General features: G+C 49.0%; 16 protein-coding genes and 1 riboswitch. Of the genes, 1 reads left to right on the forward strand and 15 read right to left on the reverse strand.

What is annotated here, in order from left to right:
- Window positions 1-34: 34 nt before the first annotated feature.
- From KNQ13_RS02395 to KNQ13_RS02460, 14 genes are all read right to left on the reverse strand, one after another.
- Window positions 35-862, reverse strand: a complete 828-nt coding sequence (locus tag KNQ13_RS02395; protein ID WP_209548027.1) for a MetQ/NlpA family ABC transporter substrate-binding protein — start codon at window positions 860-862, stop codon at window positions 35-37.
- A 31-nt stretch (window positions 863-893) separates the two neighbouring features.
- The gene (locus KNQ13_RS02400; RefSeq protein ID WP_209548028.1) at window positions 894-1559 is read right to left on the reverse strand and encodes a methionine ABC transporter permease; all 666 of its coding nucleotides are present in this window, start codon (window positions 1557-1559) and stop codon (window positions 894-896) included.
- Window positions 1556-2578, reverse strand: coding sequence for a methionine ABC transporter ATP-binding protein (locus KNQ13_RS02405; RefSeq protein ID WP_209548029.1), 1023 nt, complete (start codon window positions 2576-2578; stop codon window positions 1556-1558). The genes KNQ13_RS02400 and KNQ13_RS02405 overlap by 4 nt, the downstream gene beginning before the upstream one ends.
- 80 nt (window positions 2579-2658) lie before the next feature.
- Window positions 2659-2764: riboswitch (SAM riboswitch) on the reverse strand.
- Window positions 2765-2823: 59 nt separating this feature from the next.
- Window positions 2824-3990, reverse strand: coding sequence for a bifunctional cystathionine gamma-lyase/homocysteine desulfhydrase (locus tag KNQ13_RS02410; RefSeq protein WP_209548030.1), 1167 nt, complete (start codon window positions 3988-3990; stop codon window positions 2824-2826).
- Window positions 3983-4906 carry a PLP-dependent cysteine synthase family protein gene (locus KNQ13_RS02415; RefSeq protein ID WP_071499627.1) on the reverse strand — a complete coding sequence of 308 codons (924 nt, stop codon included), beginning with the start codon at window positions 4904-4906 and terminating at the stop codon, window positions 3983-3985. Before KNQ13_RS02415 ends, KNQ13_RS02410 begins: the two co-directional genes overlap by 8 nt.
- Window positions 4903-5367: an S-ribosylhomocysteine lyase gene (locus KNQ13_RS02420; protein ID WP_014971120.1), complete on the reverse strand. Its 465-nt coding sequence runs from the start codon at window positions 5365-5367 to the stop codon at window positions 4903-4905. The genes KNQ13_RS02415 and KNQ13_RS02420 overlap by 4 nt, the downstream gene beginning before the upstream one ends.
- A gap of 3 nt (window positions 5368-5370) precedes the next feature.
- A complete protein-coding gene (locus tag KNQ13_RS02425) occupies window positions 5371-6009 on the reverse strand; it encodes a class I SAM-dependent methyltransferase (protein WP_209548031.1) in 639 nt (212 codons plus the stop codon).
- Between the two features lie 550 nt (window positions 6010-6559).
- Window positions 6560-6838 carry a thioredoxin family protein gene (locus tag KNQ13_RS02430; protein WP_071499625.1) on the reverse strand — a complete coding sequence of 93 codons (279 nt, stop codon included), beginning with the start codon at window positions 6836-6838 and terminating at the stop codon, window positions 6560-6562.
- Between the two features lie 100 nt (window positions 6839-6938).
- Window positions 6939-7322 (reverse strand): glycine cleavage system protein GcvH, encoded by a 384-nt coding sequence (gcvH, locus tag KNQ13_RS02435; protein ID WP_012371215.1) that lies wholly within the window; start codon window positions 7320-7322, stop codon window positions 6939-6941.
- A gap of 64 nt (window positions 7323-7386) precedes the next feature.
- Entirely contained in the window at window positions 7387-7740 is a 354-nt protein-coding gene (locus KNQ13_RS02440) for an arsenate reductase family protein (protein ID WP_209548032.1), read from the reverse strand.
- A 35-nt stretch (window positions 7741-7775) separates the two neighbouring features.
- Complete coding sequence (locus tag KNQ13_RS02445) at window positions 7776-8231, reverse strand: DinB family protein (protein WP_209548033.1); 456 nt, start codon at window positions 8229-8231, stop codon at window positions 7776-7778.
- A 77-nt stretch (window positions 8232-8308) separates the two neighbouring features.
- Window positions 8309-10093 (reverse strand): acyl-CoA dehydrogenase family protein, encoded by a 1785-nt coding sequence (locus KNQ13_RS02450; protein WP_026830070.1) that lies wholly within the window; start codon window positions 10091-10093, stop codon window positions 8309-8311.
- Window positions 10090-11280 (reverse strand): acetyl-CoA C-acetyltransferase, encoded by a 1191-nt coding sequence (locus KNQ13_RS02455; RefSeq protein ID WP_026830071.1) that lies wholly within the window; start codon window positions 11278-11280, stop codon window positions 10090-10092. The genes KNQ13_RS02450 and KNQ13_RS02455 overlap by 4 nt, the downstream gene beginning before the upstream one ends.
- Before the next feature lie 17 nt (window positions 11281-11297).
- Window positions 11298-13715, reverse strand: coding sequence for a 3-hydroxyacyl-CoA dehydrogenase/enoyl-CoA hydratase family protein (locus KNQ13_RS02460; protein ID WP_209548034.1), 2418 nt, complete (start codon window positions 13713-13715; stop codon window positions 11298-11300).
- A 185-nt stretch (window positions 13716-13900) separates the two neighbouring features.
- Here KNQ13_RS02460 and KNQ13_RS02465 point away from each other — a divergent pair, with 185 nt between their 5' ends.
- Window positions 13901-14536, forward strand: a complete 636-nt coding sequence (locus KNQ13_RS02465; protein WP_209548035.1) for a class I SAM-dependent methyltransferase — start codon at window positions 13901-13903, stop codon at window positions 14534-14536.
- A 154-nt stretch (window positions 14537-14690) separates the two neighbouring features.
- Here the strand turns inward: KNQ13_RS02465 and KNQ13_RS02470 are convergent, their stop codons facing one another.
- Complete coding sequence (locus KNQ13_RS02470) at window positions 14691-15512, reverse strand: DUF2785 domain-containing protein (RefSeq protein ID WP_209548036.1); 822 nt, start codon at window positions 15510-15512, stop codon at window positions 14691-14693.
- Window positions 15513-15549: the final 37 nt, after the last annotated feature.

The raw sequence follows: 15549 nt of genomic DNA on the forward strand, positions 1-15549 counted from the left end.
CCATTATATAGGAAGAATGCATTAATCGAGCAGATTATTTACTGACTGGGACGACTGCCCCTTTGTATTCTTTCGTGATCCAGTCTTGTGTTTCTTTTTCATGCAAGATGTCGACTAAATCTTGGACTTTCTTTTCGTTCTCGTCCCCTTCACGTGTCACGATCAAGTTGACGTATGGTGAATCTTGTCCCTCTAAAGCAATCGCATCTTTTAATGGATTGAGTCCGTTGTCAATCGCATAGTTCGTGTTGATGAGGACTGCATCCCCTTCATTGTTTTTGTAAGCTTGCGGGAGAAGTGCTGCTTCGATATCTGCTTTGAACTTCAGTTTTTTAGGGTTTTCAACAACATCTTTGACTTCTGCGTCTGATGTTTTCCCGTCTGCTAGTTTGATGAGTCCTTCGTTTTGGAGCAATGTCAAGATTCGACCATGGTCCGCAACAGATGAACTCATTAAGATTTGTGCGCCGTTTGGCAAGTCACTCAATTTTTTATATTTTTTAGAGTAGACGCCGATTGGCTCGATATGAATCCCGCCTGCGCTCGCAAATTTATACGCTTTGTTTTCAGCCATCTGTGATTTCAAGTATGGTTCGTGCTGGAAATAGTTCGCATCGAGTTCTTTTTCAGCTAACGTTTTGTTTGGTAACACATAGTCGTTGAATTTTTTGATTTCTAACTTGTAGCCTTTTGCTTCATACTCTTTTTTGACATGCTCTAAGATTTCAGCATGCGGGACACTTGAAGCGCCGATGACGAGTGTTTTTTCATCGCCTGACGATGATCCCTCACCACATGCTGCAAGGCTGATTGCTAAAACGGAGACAGAGGCTGTCCCGACAAATTTTTTCCAAAGTTTCATGAATGATTCCTCCAGTTATAGTTAAGTTTTTTTATCGTTTGTCGATTTTTTTAACAAGTACGTCGCCAATGATCTGAATGATGAAGACGATGACGAGAATCAATAATGTCGCAACGACAATGATGTCGTTTTGAGTACGTTGGAACCCATCGATGAAGGCCAAGTTACCGAGTCCCCCACCACCCACTACTCCGGCCATTGCTGTGTAACCGACGAGGGCGACGAGTGTCACTGTGATACCAGAGACGATCGCAGGTAATGCTTCTGGAATGAGTACCTTATAAATGATTTGGAGTTTTGTTGCCCCCATCGATTCGGCTGCCTCAATGACTCCTTTATCGACTTCACGCAAGGCAAGTTCGACCATCCGTCCGTAAAACGGCGCAGCCCCGATAATCAAAGCCGGGATCGCTGCGGTTGATCCGATAATTGAACCGGTCACGAGTTTTGTCACCGGGAACAATAGGATGATCAAAATGATGAACGGAATCGACCGGAAGATATTGACGAAGAAACTGAGAATCCCGTAAAACGTCCGATTCTTAAACAAGAGTTCCTCGTTGGTCGCATACAACAGCAAACCGATCAACAGTCCGGCGACAAACGTCACGATTCCGGCGACACCTGTCATATACAACGTATTCACCGTTTGTTGCCCCATTACTAACCAATCTACATTTTCAAACCACTTGCTCATCGATGATCGACCTCCACTTCAACGTCACTCGCTTGAAGTTTGGCGATGACCGCTTGTGTTTCCTGTTCTGCCCCGATCAACTGAATGAACAGCGTCCCGAGTGCCCCGTCCTGCGTTTGTCCGACGTTCCCGCCAATGATATTAAATAATAAGGTCGAATCTTTCATGACTTCGGCAAGAATCGGGCTCTCAGCAGTCGAACCGACAAACGTCAACTGAACGATTTTCCCGGTCGGATACCGTTCCCGCAATTTCGTAAACGTCAATTCGTTTTCTGCTGAAGACGTCAACTGTTTGACGAACTCTTTTGTCATCGCCTGTTTTGGATGACGGAACACTTCGGCGACCGGTCCTTGTTCGACGATTTTCCCGGCTTCCATGACGGCGACCCGGTTACAGATTTTTTGAATGACGTGCATCTCGTGCGTGATCAAGACAATCGTCAGTTTCAGTTTTTTGTTGATATCGACGAGCAACTCTAAGATCGAATCCGTCGTTTTCGGATCAAGCGCACTTGTCGCTTCGTCACATAATAAGACGTCCGGGTTAGAAGCCAGTGCCCGGGCAATCCCGACCCGTTGTTTTTGACCACCCGATAGTTGCGACGGGTAAGCGCCTTCTCGTCCGTCGAGTCCAACAAGTTGAATCAGCTCGGCGACCCGTTCTTTACGGCGTGCTTTCGGATAACCACCGAGTTCGAGTGGGAACATGATGTTTTCTTCAACCGTCCGCGACCACAGCAGGTTAAAGTGCTGGAAGACCATCGAGACGTTTTTGCGGACGCCGCGTAATTCTTTTGGACGTAACGTCGTCATTTCGACTCCGTCGATTTGAATCGAGCCACTCGTCGGAGTTTCTAACATATTCAGCAATCGGATCAAGGTGGACTTCCCTGCTCCCGAATAACCGATTATTCCAAAAATTTCACCGCGCTCGATTGTTAAGTCGACATTGACGACGGCTTCAACCGATCCGCGCTTCGAGCGATAAATCTTTCCTACATCCTGTAAGCGAATCAATACTGTCCCTCCTAAACGTAAAAAAAGTGCGCACGTTTTAGAGCAAACGCGCGCACTTTTTCAGTACACAAAACCATTTGCTCTCATCTTGCAGACATTCGTCTGCTGGAATTAGCACCACTTCGGAATAAATTCCGCGGTTGCCGGGTTTCATCGGGCCAGTCCCTCCACCACTCTCGATAAGAGTTATCGGTATTTAGTTATTTTTAATATAATCTGAATATTAGCAGGGCTTATTTTGCTTGTCAAACAGTTTTTTCTGAAACTGGTTTTAACAGACTGAAAGCACGTGCTAAATCTTCTTTTAAGTCCTCTGCATCTTCCAGTCCGACCGAAATCCGGACGAGTCCGTCCGTGATGCCGAGCTCAGCGCGACGTTCTGCTGGAATCGAGGCATGTGTCATCCGTGCCGGAACGGAAATCAAACTTTCGACTGCGCCGAGACTCTCGGCAAGCGTAAAGAAGTGTGTCGCTTCGACGAGTTTCTCCGCGTTTTCCGCTGATCCGACATCAAAGCTGATCATGCCGCCAAAACCAGTCGCCTGTTTTTGTTGTGTCGCGTGACCCGGATGTGACGCGAGTCCCGGGTAGAAGATGTTTGAGACGACATGTTGGTCCTGTAAGAACTGAACGAGATCATGTGACGTTTCTTCGATCGCATCCATCCGGATACCAAGCGTCCGTAAACCACGGACAAGCAAGAAGCTGTCTTGTGGTCCAAGGATGCCGCCAGTCGAGTTTTGAATGAAGTGAAGATCTTCACCAAGTGCATCGCTGTTGACGACGACGAGTCCAGCGACGACGTCTGAGTGACCGCCGATGTATTTTGTTGCACTGTGCAAGACGATGTCTGCGCCGAGTGCAAGTGGTTGTTGCAAGTAAGGTGTCGCAAACGTGTTGTCGACGACGAGTTTCAAGTTATTGCGTTTCGCAATGTCCGCGACAGCTGTAATGTCCGTGACTTTCAACAACGGGTTCGTCGGTGTTTCGACGTACAGCATTTTCGTGTTGTCTTGAACCGCAGCTTCCGTCGCGGCAAGATCCGTCGTGTCGACGAATGTCACATGAATGTTGAACTTCGGTAAGACACGTTGCATCAAGCGGAACGTTCCACCGTAGACGTCATCGGTCATGACGATATGATCGCCTGACTCAAGCAGGTTGAAAACAGCATGAATCGCTGCCATTCCTGATCCAAACGCAAAACCACGTACGCCGCCTTCAAGATCCGCAATCAATCGTTCGATGCTTGTCCGTGTCGGGTTCGCTGTCCGTGAATACTCATAGCCTTCTTTTAACTGACCGATCTTCTCTTGTTTATACGTACTTGTTTGATAAATCGGAGGTGTAACGGCACCTGTTGCTCGATCGACACCTGTTCCCCCATGAATCAATGCTGTCTTTTTACGCATGTGTCTCGTCCACCTTTTCAAAGATTTGTTGGCTTAAATACCGTTCGGCACTGTCTGCGAAGACGGTGACGATGGTACTGCCGGGAAAACGATTTGCAATATCAAGCGCTGCTGCGAGTGCCGCGCCGGCTGAACTGCCGACGAGCAACCCTTCACGAGCCGCCAGTTCATGGACTTTTGTGAAGGCATCGTGATCAGAAATCGTATGAATTTCATCTACTAAGTCGCGGGATACAAGACTTGGCCATTTGGCCGTCCCGATACCTTCCGTCTTATGCGGTCCGGCCGGTCCTCCGTTGAGGACCGAGCCTTCCGGTTCGACGATGGCACCTTTTGTCCCGAGACGTTCTTTTAAGAATGCCGCTGTTCCGGCAAACGTTCCACCTGACCCGCATCCGGCGACGAACCAATCGATATGATCGAGTTCCGCCATCAGCTCAGGACCAAGTGTCCGCTGATACGTGACCGGATTTTCTTCGTTTTCGAATTGAAGCGGGACATAACTGTTTGGAATCGTTTGTCCCAGTTCTTTTGCTTTATCAATCGCGCCTTGCATATCGAGTTCAGTCGGTGTGTTGACGACAGTCGCGCCGAGTGCCCGCATCAACGTCTGTTTCTCCTGACTGAATTTTTCAGGAACGACACAAATGACTTGTAAGTCATATTTTTTAGCGGCGAGCGCCAAACCGATGCCGGTGTTGCCGGCAGTCGGTTCGATGATCGTTCCGCCTCGTGTCACGTGTCCCTGTTCGATCGCCGCATCAACGAGTTGAATGCCCAGGCGGTCTTTGACGCTGCCCCCAGGGTTCATCCATTCGAGCTTCGCCAAAATCCGCGTACCAGCAGGCAAATCGAATGAAGTAATCTCGTAAAGCGGCGTATTTCCGACGAGGTCCCGGACTGACTTCGCGATCATCCGAAGACGATGTCCCATTCATCACGACCGGCAAGCATTTTCTCGGCATAGTGCTTCGCTCCTTTAAGGTCGTGGGCGCTTGCGAATCCACATTGGACTTCGTTTTGCGCTGGAATTTCTTCTGCTTCTAAGACGTCTTGAAGTGTCTTCTCGACGAGTTCACTCATTTTTTCGACCGAATCGAAGTTCATCATCGCCATGTAGAAACCTGTTTGGCATCCCATTGGCGAAACATCGATGACATCGTCTGAATAGTTACGGATGTTTTCCGCGAGTAAGTGTTCAAGCGTATGCATCGCACGCATCGGCATTTGCTCGACGTTTGGTTGTGTGAAGCGGATGTCGTATTTGACGACTTGATCGACCTTACCGTCTTTATAACCGGCGACGCGGATATATGGTGCTTTGACTTTCGTATGGTCCAAGTTAAAACTTTCTACGTTCATTTTTTTGAGTGTCATGATTTATTCCCCCATTTTCTCGGCTTCTACGAGCCAGACGAAGTGATTGTATTGTGTGAATGTCACGTCGAATCCACGTGACGCAAAAATATCTTCCATGACTGGAATCAGTGGATAAAACTCCCGTTCCAAGTCTTCTGCCAAACCGTTGAACCCTTGTGCTTTTGCTTCTGCGATCGTCTGCAAACGTGCTTCTTCCGATACGAACATCGTGTCGGCATAGACGATTTTTCCGTCGTGCGGCAAAATTTCCGCCATCAAATCAACGGCTTCTCCCTTTTCCTCATCCGTCAGATGATGAAACGCATAGGTCGAAACAAAACTTTTCGCATGATCTGCCGTAAAGGACAGGAAGTGTCCATCCTGCACAGGTAACGTTGGAATCTTATTGATGAGGATTTCCCGCATCTCCGGGCTCGGTTCCACCGCCAAAACGTTTTGGTGCCGCTCGAGCAATCGCTGGGTCAGGTTCCCTGTTCCCGCCCCGAATTCGACGACCGGTGAGATCGCTTTTGTTGCCACTGTATCTAATATTTCTTCATAACGACGAAAGACTTCTTTGTACTCCGGATCGTGCCCCGTCACTGTGTCGTCGTATGTTGACGCCCACTCTGTAAATACATCCATAAAACGTACTGTCATGCCTGTTCGTCCTCCGTATCTCTTTTTTAATTCCGACTAATCGGATATGAATTAAAGTAATTTACCTTAATCGAATTGTAGCAGGGAGCATTCTGCTTGGCAAGGCGACTGCTTGAAAATCTTTCGAAAACAAAAAAAAGGCGCTGCCGGTAAACCGGCAACACGAATAATGTGGTTAGAAATGCCACGAAGGAAAACCCAGCTCTGATACGAACTTCTTCGTTCGTCGCATCAGAGGACGGCGCCTTTTCGATACATAAGCCAAGCTGTCCTCACATCCAGATTACCTGTTCCAATCCAAGGATCGTCTTCTTGTGCCGCTTCGTCTTTGGGGGACGACTTAAGGGGAGACAAACAAACAATCCTGGATTTTTTTGAACGGTTTTGAAATGAAAAGAAACAGTCGAGTTACATCTCTGCCAGACTTCCTATAAAAGCATTTCTAGAAGTTGATATGAATATACCATTCATAATTTATGATTGTCAACGGATTATTGTAAATATTCCGACAATTTAGCGTAAAGAGAAATCTTTTTTTTGATTCCTCTTGTTATTCCGCACAAAATGCAAAGACGTTTTGAACCGACTGGAACGCATAAAGCCTTGATACGACTTGATTTCCTTCGATTTTTAATAAAGCCGGAACACTCATGACCTGTGCCTGTTCTAGAAAATCCGGAATGAAATTTCCGTTCGCTTGTTCAATCCATTCCCCATCTTTTGTTGCTTCGACGATCTCAAGCATCCGACTTGCAATGGCACACGTCCCACACATCGGTGCATAGACATACAACAAACCGTTTTCTGGTGCTGCTGTGACTTCCTTCATCGATCACGTTCTCCTTTCGTATTTCTTGTCTTGTGCCAGTATACAGAAAAAAAGACGACGAGGAAACGAAATCGTTTCCTTGTCCTCTTTTCGTTAAGTATTACTCGTTGATCATCGATTTATAAGCAGCTGCATCCATCAATGCTTCGACTTGCGCTTCATCTGCAATCTCGATATCGACCATCCATGCCCCTTCGAATGGTGACTCGTTGACGAGTTCCGGGGAATCAGACAGTGATTCGTTGATCGCAACGACTTTCCCTGAAATCGGTGCATACAATTCGGATACCGTTTTGACCGATTCAACTGAACCAAATGGTTCGTTTGCCGAAATCGTATCACCGACTTCTGGTAGTTCGACGAACACGATGTCGCCAAGTTCATGTTGCGCGAAATCCGTAATCCCGATTCGTGCCTTATTTCCTGTTACTTCGACCCATTCATGCTCTTCCGAATAACGTAGATTGTCTTTGACTTGACTCATTTGCGATTCCCCCTGTGATCTATAGTGGACTAACGCATTTAGTATACCAAATGAACCAGCCTTCTTAATACCATTTTCCGTGATAGAGTTCTTCTTTGAACCCAATCGTCACGTCTTGTCCGTCCGTCACGATCGGACGTTTGAGTAACATGCCGTCACTTGCGAGCAGTTCATATTGCTCCTGTTCCGACAGATTCGGCAGGCGGTCCTTGATGCCTTGCGAACGATACGACTGACCACTCGTGTTGAAAAACTTCTTCAACGGTTCGCCGCTCTTTTGATGGAGCTCTCGAATCGTCTCGGCACTTGGTGTCTCCTCGACGATGTGTTTGTAATCGACCTCGACGCCATTTGCCTCAAGTGCCTTTTTTGCTTTGACACACGTACTACATTTTGGATACCCATACATCGTTACCATTTTCTATCACCTCTATCCTTAGACTAGCAGATGTCTCATCTCCGTTTCAAGCGGGCCAGCGCAGCATCGATTTGTTCTTGATGGTGATGGTCGTGCGCGATGAAGGACTCTACGAATGCCCGCGGTTGAAAACGATCCTCGTATCGCCGGTCGTACTGCTCATCCGTCAGACGATCAAGGGAGGAAACCAGCTCTAGCCGGACAGCAATCGCTTTTTTCAGCAACGCGAGTGCATCGATATGGTGCGCATACTCGACCGCGAGACGATTAAATTCATCGTAATCAGTCTCGATGAGCGTCAACGGATCATTCGGCAATTTTGATACGGCATGATCGAAATAATACCGGTCCCATAAAAACAGATGACTGACACATTCCTGAACCGTCCACTGATCAATCGCAAGTGGGAGCTGCCATTCTTCATCCGACAGCCGTTCCAATGATTTATAATAGTCCACCGCAAACTGAAGTTCCGTTAACTCGTGTCGCATTCGTGCTCCCTCCTTCAATGAACGAAAATTCGCCCTTACAGAGATTTTCCCTGTAAAGGCGAATCGGTAAACCTGACTTAGACCGTATATTTATTCGCTTCGATCAAACGTTTCGCAATCAGACGTTTTGTTCCGATCGAGTTGATTGGCTGGTAACGGCTGAACTTCTTCAATGCCGATAACAACATCCGCAACTCGTCGCCGCTCGCTGCCGCGTACAACGTTTCTTTTGCGTCCCGTTCGACACCTTCGAACGCTTGTTGCGCAAACACTTCCGTATAACGGATTTTCAATTCGCTCTTCTCGACGCCTTTTGTGACAATCGCTTTTTCCGTCCGGACGATGGCAGACTCAAGCGCATAGATGGCACTCATGATGTCGGCTGTGTTCGCAAGGATTTCCTGTTCGCCCTGAAGTTTATCTTGGTACTTCTGAACGGCCGTTCCTGCTGTCAGCAAGAAGATTTTTTTCATCATCGCGAGCAAGTGACGTTCCCGGTCGAGTGGTTCTGTCCCAACTTCCGTTGGCATGAAGCTCATGACTTCATTTTGGAGACGTTGTGCTTCTGCCAAGAGTGGTAAATCCCCTTTCATTGCTTTTTTCAGCAACGTACCTGGGACGAGCAGACGGTTGATTTCGTTTGTTCCTTCGAAGATCCGGTTGATCCGTGAATCACGGTACATGTTCTCGACTTCATATTCTGCCATGAAGCCGTAACCTCCGTGAATCTGAACCGCTTCGTCGATGACGTAGTCAAACGTTTCCGACGCAAACACTTTGTTCATCGAGCACTCAATCGCGTATTCGGCGATCGCATCGGCAATCTTCTTGCCGTCTTTGCTTTCTTCTTCCGACAACTGATCAAGACTGTCCTGGAACAAACCACCTGTCCGGTAGACTGAGCTTTCCATCGCGTATGTCTGTGCCGACATCGTCGCGAGTTTCTCCTGGATCAACGGGAATGAACTGATCGGCGTCTTAAACTGTTTACGTTCGTTCGCATACTGGACGGCAAGATCGATCGCCCGTTTTGATGAACCGACGGCACCGACCGCTAGTTTATAACGACCGACGTTCAAGATATTGAAGGCGATGACGTGCCCGCGGCCGATTTCACCGAGGACGTTTTCGACCGGTACTTCTGCATCTTGTAAGATCAATGTCCGTGTCGATGATCCTTTGATCCCCATCTTTTGTTCTTCGAGTCCCGTTGAGACGCCCGGATAATCACCTTCGACGAGGAACGCCGTGAACTTATCGCCATCGATTTTCGCATAGACGACAAACAGGCTCGCAAATCCGGCATTCGTAATCCATTGTTTTTCACCGTTCAAGACATAGTGTGTGCCGGCTTCATTCAAGACAGCCGTCGTCTTTGCACCGAGGGCATCGGAACCTGAGCCTGGTTCTGTCAAGGCGTAAGAAGCAATCCATTCCCCGGATGACAGTTTCGGGAGATACTTTTGTTTTTGCTCTTCGTTTCCGAAGAAGACGATTGGTAACGAGCCGATTCCGACGTGGGCACCATAACTGAGGGCAAATGAACGACCGCGAGCAAACTTCTCCGTGATGATCGAAGACGAGATTTTATCCATCTGATAGCCGCCATACGCTTCCGGGACATCGGCACCAAGCAATCCGAGCTCGCCTGCTTCGCGCAGGAGACCGACCGACAATTCGAACTCATGTTTTTCGATTCGATCGAGGAGCGGAACGACACGGTCTTCGACGAATTTCGCCGTCATGTCACCAATCATTTTGTGTTCTTCCGAAAAATCTTCCGGTGTAAAGAGACGATCCGCTTCCAACTCATCCAGTACAAAACTTCCACCTTTAATTAATTCGTTTGTCGTTTGGCTCATTGTCCTGTTCCTCCTTCAACTAGTTCGAATACACCGGCAGCACCCATGCCGCCGCCAATACACATCGAGACGACGCCGTATTGGACGTTCCGTCGTTTCATTTCATGCAAAAGTGTTAACGTCAGTTTCGTTCCTGTACAACCAAGTGGATGCCCCAGTGCAATCGCGCCGCCGTTGACGTTGACGATGTCTTCGTTTAGACCAAGTTCCCGGATGACACCAAGCGACTGCGACGCAAAGGCTTCGTTTAACTCAATCAGTCCGACGTCTGCGAGCGTGATGCCGGCGAGTTCGAGTGCTTTCGGAATCGCGACGACCGGTCCGATGCCCATGACTTCCGGACGAACACCGCCGACGGCAAACGATTTGAACTTCCCGAGAATCGGTAACCCTTGGCGTTCTGCTTCTTCCCGTTCCATGATCAAGACTGCGGCTGCACCATCTGACGTTTGAGACGAGTTCCCGGCTGTGACACTGCCTCCGAGACGGAAGGCCGGACGTAACTTTGCGAGACCTTCCGGTGACGAGTCAGCGCGGACGCCTTCGTCATGTTCGACGAGCCACGTTTTTTCTTCGATTTTCAGTTCATCGTTGACGAACTGTTCTGTCACCGTCACCGGGACGATTTCATCGGCGAACTTGCCGGACGCAATCGCAGCGGCTGCTTTTTGATGACTTTTGAGCGCAAACGCATCTTGATCTTCCCGTGAGACGTGATACGTCGTTGCGACCTGCTCTGCCGTATGACCCATGCTCATATAATATTCCGGTTCCGTTTCAACGATCGATGGATTCGGACGGACGACGTGTCCCGGCATCGGCACTTGACTCATGGACTCCAGTCCACCGGCGATGACCGCTGTCGCTTGTCCTGTCATGATTTTCATCGACGCATCGGCAATCGATTGGAGACCGGATGAACAGTACCGGTTGATCGTAATCGCGGGTACTTCATGCGAGAGTCCTCCGAGGACCGACGCATAACGGGCGATGTTCATCCCTTGTTCGGCTTCCGGTAAGGCGCAACCGAGAATGACGTCATCGATTGCTCCGGTGTAGTTCGCACGTTTCAACGTTTCCTTGATGGCGATTCCTGCGAGTTCATCAGAACGCATCGATTTAAACGATCCTTTTTTTGCTTTGCCGACAGGTGTCCGTGCACCAGCGACGATTACTGCTTCTTTCATTCGAATCCCCCCAGTCATCAGTTACGGAGCGGCTTGCCTTTGACAAGCATATGCTGCATCCGCTGTTGTGTTTTCATCTCACCAATCAAGCTCAGGAACGCTTCCCGTTCGATATCGAGCATGTACTGCTCATCGACCGTCGTGCCAAACGAAACGTTTCCGCCGGCAATGACGTGTGCAAGTTTACTGGCGATTTTTAAATCGTGTTCCGAGATATAACCGCCGTAGAACATCTCGCGCGTCGCGAGTTCAAGCGTCGCTTTCCCGGCACGACCGACGACCGGAATCTTTGCATGCGCTGGTGCCGTGTATCCTGTCCGGTCGAGCTCAAGGACAAGCTGTTTTGCATCAAACGTCAAGTGATCACGGTTCATCGAAATTTGATCGACGGTCCGGACATAACCGAGTTCCCGTGCTTCAAAGGCTGATTTCGAGACTTTCGCCATCGCGACGTTCTCAAACGTCTTCTGCGCGGCCTTTTCGATGTTGACGAGTCCGTCCGGTGTATTCTCAAGCAGACGACGATACGTGTTGACGTTCCCGCCACCCCCTGGAATCAGACCGACACCGACTTCGACCAGTCCCATATACGTTTCAAGTCCTGCTTGGATACGCGCTGCCGGAAGTGAAATCTCTGTTCCGCCGCCAAGCGTCATCCCTTGTGGAGCGACGACGATCGGCCGTGACGCGTAGCGGATTTTCTGAATCGATTGCTGGAACTTATTAATGATCCAGTCAAGTTCGAACCAATTCTCATCTTCAGCTTCCATCAACATCATTGCCAGGTTCGCCCCGACACAGAAGTTTTTGCCATCGTTTGCGATGACAAGACCACGGTGATTTTTTTCGACGAGATCAATCGACTGTTCGATCATCTGCATGATATCAACGCCGATTGCATTACTCTTCGACGTAAATTCGAGAACCGCGACGTCGTCTCCGAGATCCATCAGGCGGGCACCGTTGTTTTCGAGCAGGACGCCGTTTGATTTTCGAACGTCGCGTAAACGGATTTCTTTTGGATTGACGGCAGCGCCGACATACGTTTGTGACTGTGCATCATAGAACTGACCGTCTTCGTTATAGAAGCTGGTGACGCCTGCTGCGAGCATCTCGTCGACCCAAGCCGGGACATCGTAGCCGTCCTGCTTCATCTTCGCAACCGTCTTCTCGACGCCGAGCGCATCCCATGTCTCGAACGGTCCCATCTTCCAACCGAAGCCCCATTTCATCGCTTCGTCAATCGCTTTGATGTCATCCGCGATTTCGTGTGTCAGTTGAGCCGAGTACAGTAACGTCTTCGCATGAATCGGCCAGAGCAAAGCACCAACACGGTCCTTCGCAAAGACAACGGCTTTGAGTTTATTTTTTGCGCCCGGAAGAGCTTTCGCTTGACCGATCGACGGTTCGGTAAGCGCTTTCTTTTCGACGTATTCAAAAGTCGCAAGATCGAGTTCCAGAATCTGTTTACCGACTTTTTTATAGAAGCCTTGACCCGACTTCGCCCCGAGTGACCCTTCGTCGACCAGCCGTTTCATTTCTGCCGGCACGGCAAACGTGTCTTTTTCCGCTCCGTCCGGTAACAAGTCGTAGACGTTGTTCGCGACGTGAACGAATGTGTCGATCCCCACGACATCAAGCGTCCGGAACGTCGCTGAGCTTGGACGACCGAGTAATGGTCCGGTGACGGAATCGACCTCCCCGATCGAATAGCCGCCCTTCTTCATCTCGTCGAGTGTGACAAGCAGACCGTACGTACCAATCCGGTTGCCGATGAAGTTTGGTGTATCTTTAGCGATGACGACCCCTTTACCAAGACGTTCTTCTGCGAACTGTTTCATGAACTGGACGACTTCCGGAGCCGTATCCGTCGTCGGAATCAATTCGAGTAACTTCAAGTAACGCGGCGGATTAAAGAAGTGTGTGCCGAGGAAGCGGGCATTAAAGGAATCCGAACGTCCTTGACGCATCGCTTCGATTGAAATTCCTGACGTATTCGAGCTGACGATCGCATCTTCGCGCAAGAACGGTTCGATTGTCGCAAACAGCTGTTGCTTGACGTCAAGCCGTTCGACGATGACTTCAATCACCCAGTCCGCTTCTTTGAGGCGTTCCAAGTCGTCTTCGAGGTTTCCGACTTCAATTAAATCGAGTAATTGTTTCGAAGCCAGTGGTGCCGGATTTTGTTTGAGTAACTTCTGACGGTTGTCGCGGGCAATCCGTGACCGGACTGCCGCATCTTCGAGCGTCAACCCTTGTTTTGTCTCCTGCGCCGTTAATTCTTTTGGTACGATATCAAGCATCAATGTCCGGATTCCCGCGTTCGCGAGGTGTGCGGCAATCCCTGCACCCATGACCCCTGAACCGATAATGACGGCGAATTGAATATGTTTCGTCGTGTGTACTGTGGTCGGCTGACCGATTTGACTCGCCATGATAGACCCCCTGATTCGTAATTGAATGAACAACCATTCATTATTCTGACAAAAAAAGAAGCCGTCCGTTTTTCCACTGCTTCCTTCTACATCTCCATCATAAATGAATTATCATTCAGTAGCAATAAAAATTCAGCTATTGGTCAAATTTCCCTGTTAAACTGAAATCAAAAGGGGGAGTTCTCATGAAATCGACAGAACAATTATGGGATCAAAAAGCGACGGACTGGGCGGAACGATCGGAGATGATGTGGACGTCAGGCAGCCGGAAAACCATCATCCCGTTTCTGAAATCCGTCATCACGTCCGGCAACTTACTCGACTTAGGATGCGGCGACGGTGCGGCCTGCCGTCTGCTTGCAGACGCGTTTCAGGTGACAGGACTGGATTTATCGGAAGAAATGGTACGAATCGCCCGTGACAAATCACCGGCACTCGACTTCGTCGTCGGAACCGGTGAAGCGTTACCGTTTGCGGATGATACGTTTGACGCCGTCCTTGCTGTCAATTCACTCGAATGGTCGACGCGTCCTGTCACGGTGCTAAGCGAAATTAGCCGGGTCGCTCCGCTTGTCGTCATCAGTCTACTTGGACCAACGGCAGCACCACGGGCATTGTCCTATCGTCGCCTGTACGGAGAAGACGCACCGATGGGTAATACGATGATGCCGTGGGAACTTCTCCAACTGGCAAATGAACTTGGCTGGACGTTGCTTGATGAAGCCGTCATTCAAAAAGAAGGTGCCGTCATGACCGGTCACCGGTTGCTTGATCAGTCCCATGCGTTTTCCTGTTTGTTTGCGTTTCAGACAAGAGATTAAAAAAAATACCTATTTGCAACAGACGTATGTCCACCCGCTTTTCTCGGGCGGGACGCAAGCCGCGCCCATCTAGCGATGACCGGGTCTTGCTTGTCCCTGACGGAAGCAAGCTTCCTTTTCCCGTAGAAGTCGAGTGGACACGTCTGTTTTTCGTTTACTGATAGCGTTGATGGATTTGAAACAGCAAGTGTTCAATCAGTTCCGGGAGCATAGATGTCTTGTCTTGCCATTTCACCCGAAAATACAGTGTCCGTAATAATTGTTTTGTATTGCGGAGGACAGTAAATCGTTCGTCGCTCCAATTTACCGGTAGATCAAGTAAGGCTTGGACTGATGTCTCAATCGTCGTGAACAAGATTTCGTCTGTCATTCCTCGTTCTCTTGCCGCTAACCAAGCTGTGATGACACGTTCCTGTTCTTCATCGATAAAAACACAGTCCGGTGTCATCAAAATCTCGATGAACCGGGCAATCGCTGCTTGCTCATTTCTGATCTGACACCGGGGATGCTTGAACCAAGCATCATAGACGTCGGCAATATGGGCAATACTATGCGCCCAACCATAGTCAGGAACAAATCCTCGAAAATCTGTTTCGTTTTTAAGATACGTCAACAATCGTTCGGAGAGCTGTTCGTATCTCTTCTCGTCCAATTGTGGCTTCGCGATATCCTTTTCCAATACTGCCGCCAAAAGCAAAGCCGAAAAAGAACGGGTGAAGACGGCGGTGTCATCCGGCTCCGTCAATTGATGAAATAAGCCGTCCTGACTCAAAACAAACGATACGATCCGTTCAGCTGATATTGCGGAAAACTCTTCCGACATAATCCATTCAGCCAGCCGCGGATAAATGAGTCCGTCCCGTAAAGCCGGATCCAAACTGCCGATATGGTGCAGCATCTGATCAAGCAATTCCTTCGAAATAACAGTATTCTCTCGTTGCAGCTGCACTTTCAACTGCTGTTCCGTTACATCCATGACCGTGCCTCCTATGTAGTATATGTACTCAGTGAAG

Origin of the sequence: Exiguobacterium sp. s128 (genome assembly GCF_018618815.1) — a bacterium.
GTDB classification, from domain to species: domain Bacteria; phylum Bacillota; class Bacilli; order Exiguobacteriales; family Exiguobacteriaceae; genus Exiguobacterium_A; species Exiguobacterium_A antarcticum.

Coding starts and splice junctions, on each gene's coding strand:
- KNQ13_RS02430 (WP_071499625.1), bottom strand. CDS start 6,838: ATGAAGGAAGTCACAGCAGCACCAGAAAACGGTTTGTTGTATGTCTAT.
- KNQ13_RS02395 (WP_209548027.1), bottom strand. CDS start 862: ATGAAACTTTGGAAAAAATTTGTCGGGACAGCCTCTGTCTCCGTTTTA.
- gcvH (WP_012371215.1), bottom strand. CDS start 7,322: ATGAGTCAAGTCAAAGACAATCTACGTTATTCGGAAGAGCATGAATGG.
- KNQ13_RS02415 (WP_071499627.1), bottom strand. CDS start 4,906: ATGATCGCGAAGTCAGTCCGGGACCTCGTCGGAAATACGCCGCTTTAC.
- KNQ13_RS02445 (WP_209548033.1), bottom strand. CDS start 8,231: ATGCGACACGAGTTAACGGAACTTCAGTTTGCGGTGGACTATTATAAA.
- KNQ13_RS02420 (WP_014971120.1), bottom strand. CDS start 5,367: ATGACACTCAAAAAAATGAACGTAGAAAGTTTTAACTTGGACCATACG.
- KNQ13_RS02400 (WP_209548028.1), bottom strand. CDS start 1,559: ATGAGCAAGTGGTTTGAAAATGTAGATTGGTTAGTAATGGGGCAACAA.
- KNQ13_RS02450 (WP_026830070.1), bottom strand. CDS start 10,093: ATGAGCCAAACGACAAACGAATTAATTAAAGGTGGAAGTTTTGTACTG.
- KNQ13_RS02440 (WP_209548032.1), bottom strand. CDS start 7,740: ATGGTAACGATGTATGGGTATCCAAAATGTAGTACGTGTGTCAAAGCA.
- KNQ13_RS02460 (WP_209548034.1), bottom strand. CDS start 13,715: ATGGCGAGTCAAATCGGTCAGCCGACCACAGTACACACGACGAAACAT.
- KNQ13_RS02455 (WP_026830071.1), bottom strand. CDS start 11,280: ATGAAAGAAGCAGTAATCGTCGCTGGTGCACGGACACCTGTCGGCAAA.
- KNQ13_RS02465 (WP_209548035.1), top strand. CDS start 13,901: ATGAAATCGACAGAACAATTATGGGATCAAAAAGCGACGGACTGGGCG.
- KNQ13_RS02425 (WP_209548031.1), bottom strand. CDS start 6,009: ATGACAGTACGTTTTATGGATGTATTTACAGAGTGGGCGTCAACATAC.
- KNQ13_RS02410 (WP_209548030.1), bottom strand. CDS start 3,990: ATGCGTAAAAAGACAGCATTGATTCATGGGGGAACAGGTGTCGATCGA.
- KNQ13_RS02470 (WP_209548036.1), bottom strand. CDS start 15,512: ATGGATGTAACGGAACAGCAGTTGAAAGTGCAGCTGCAACGAGAGAAT.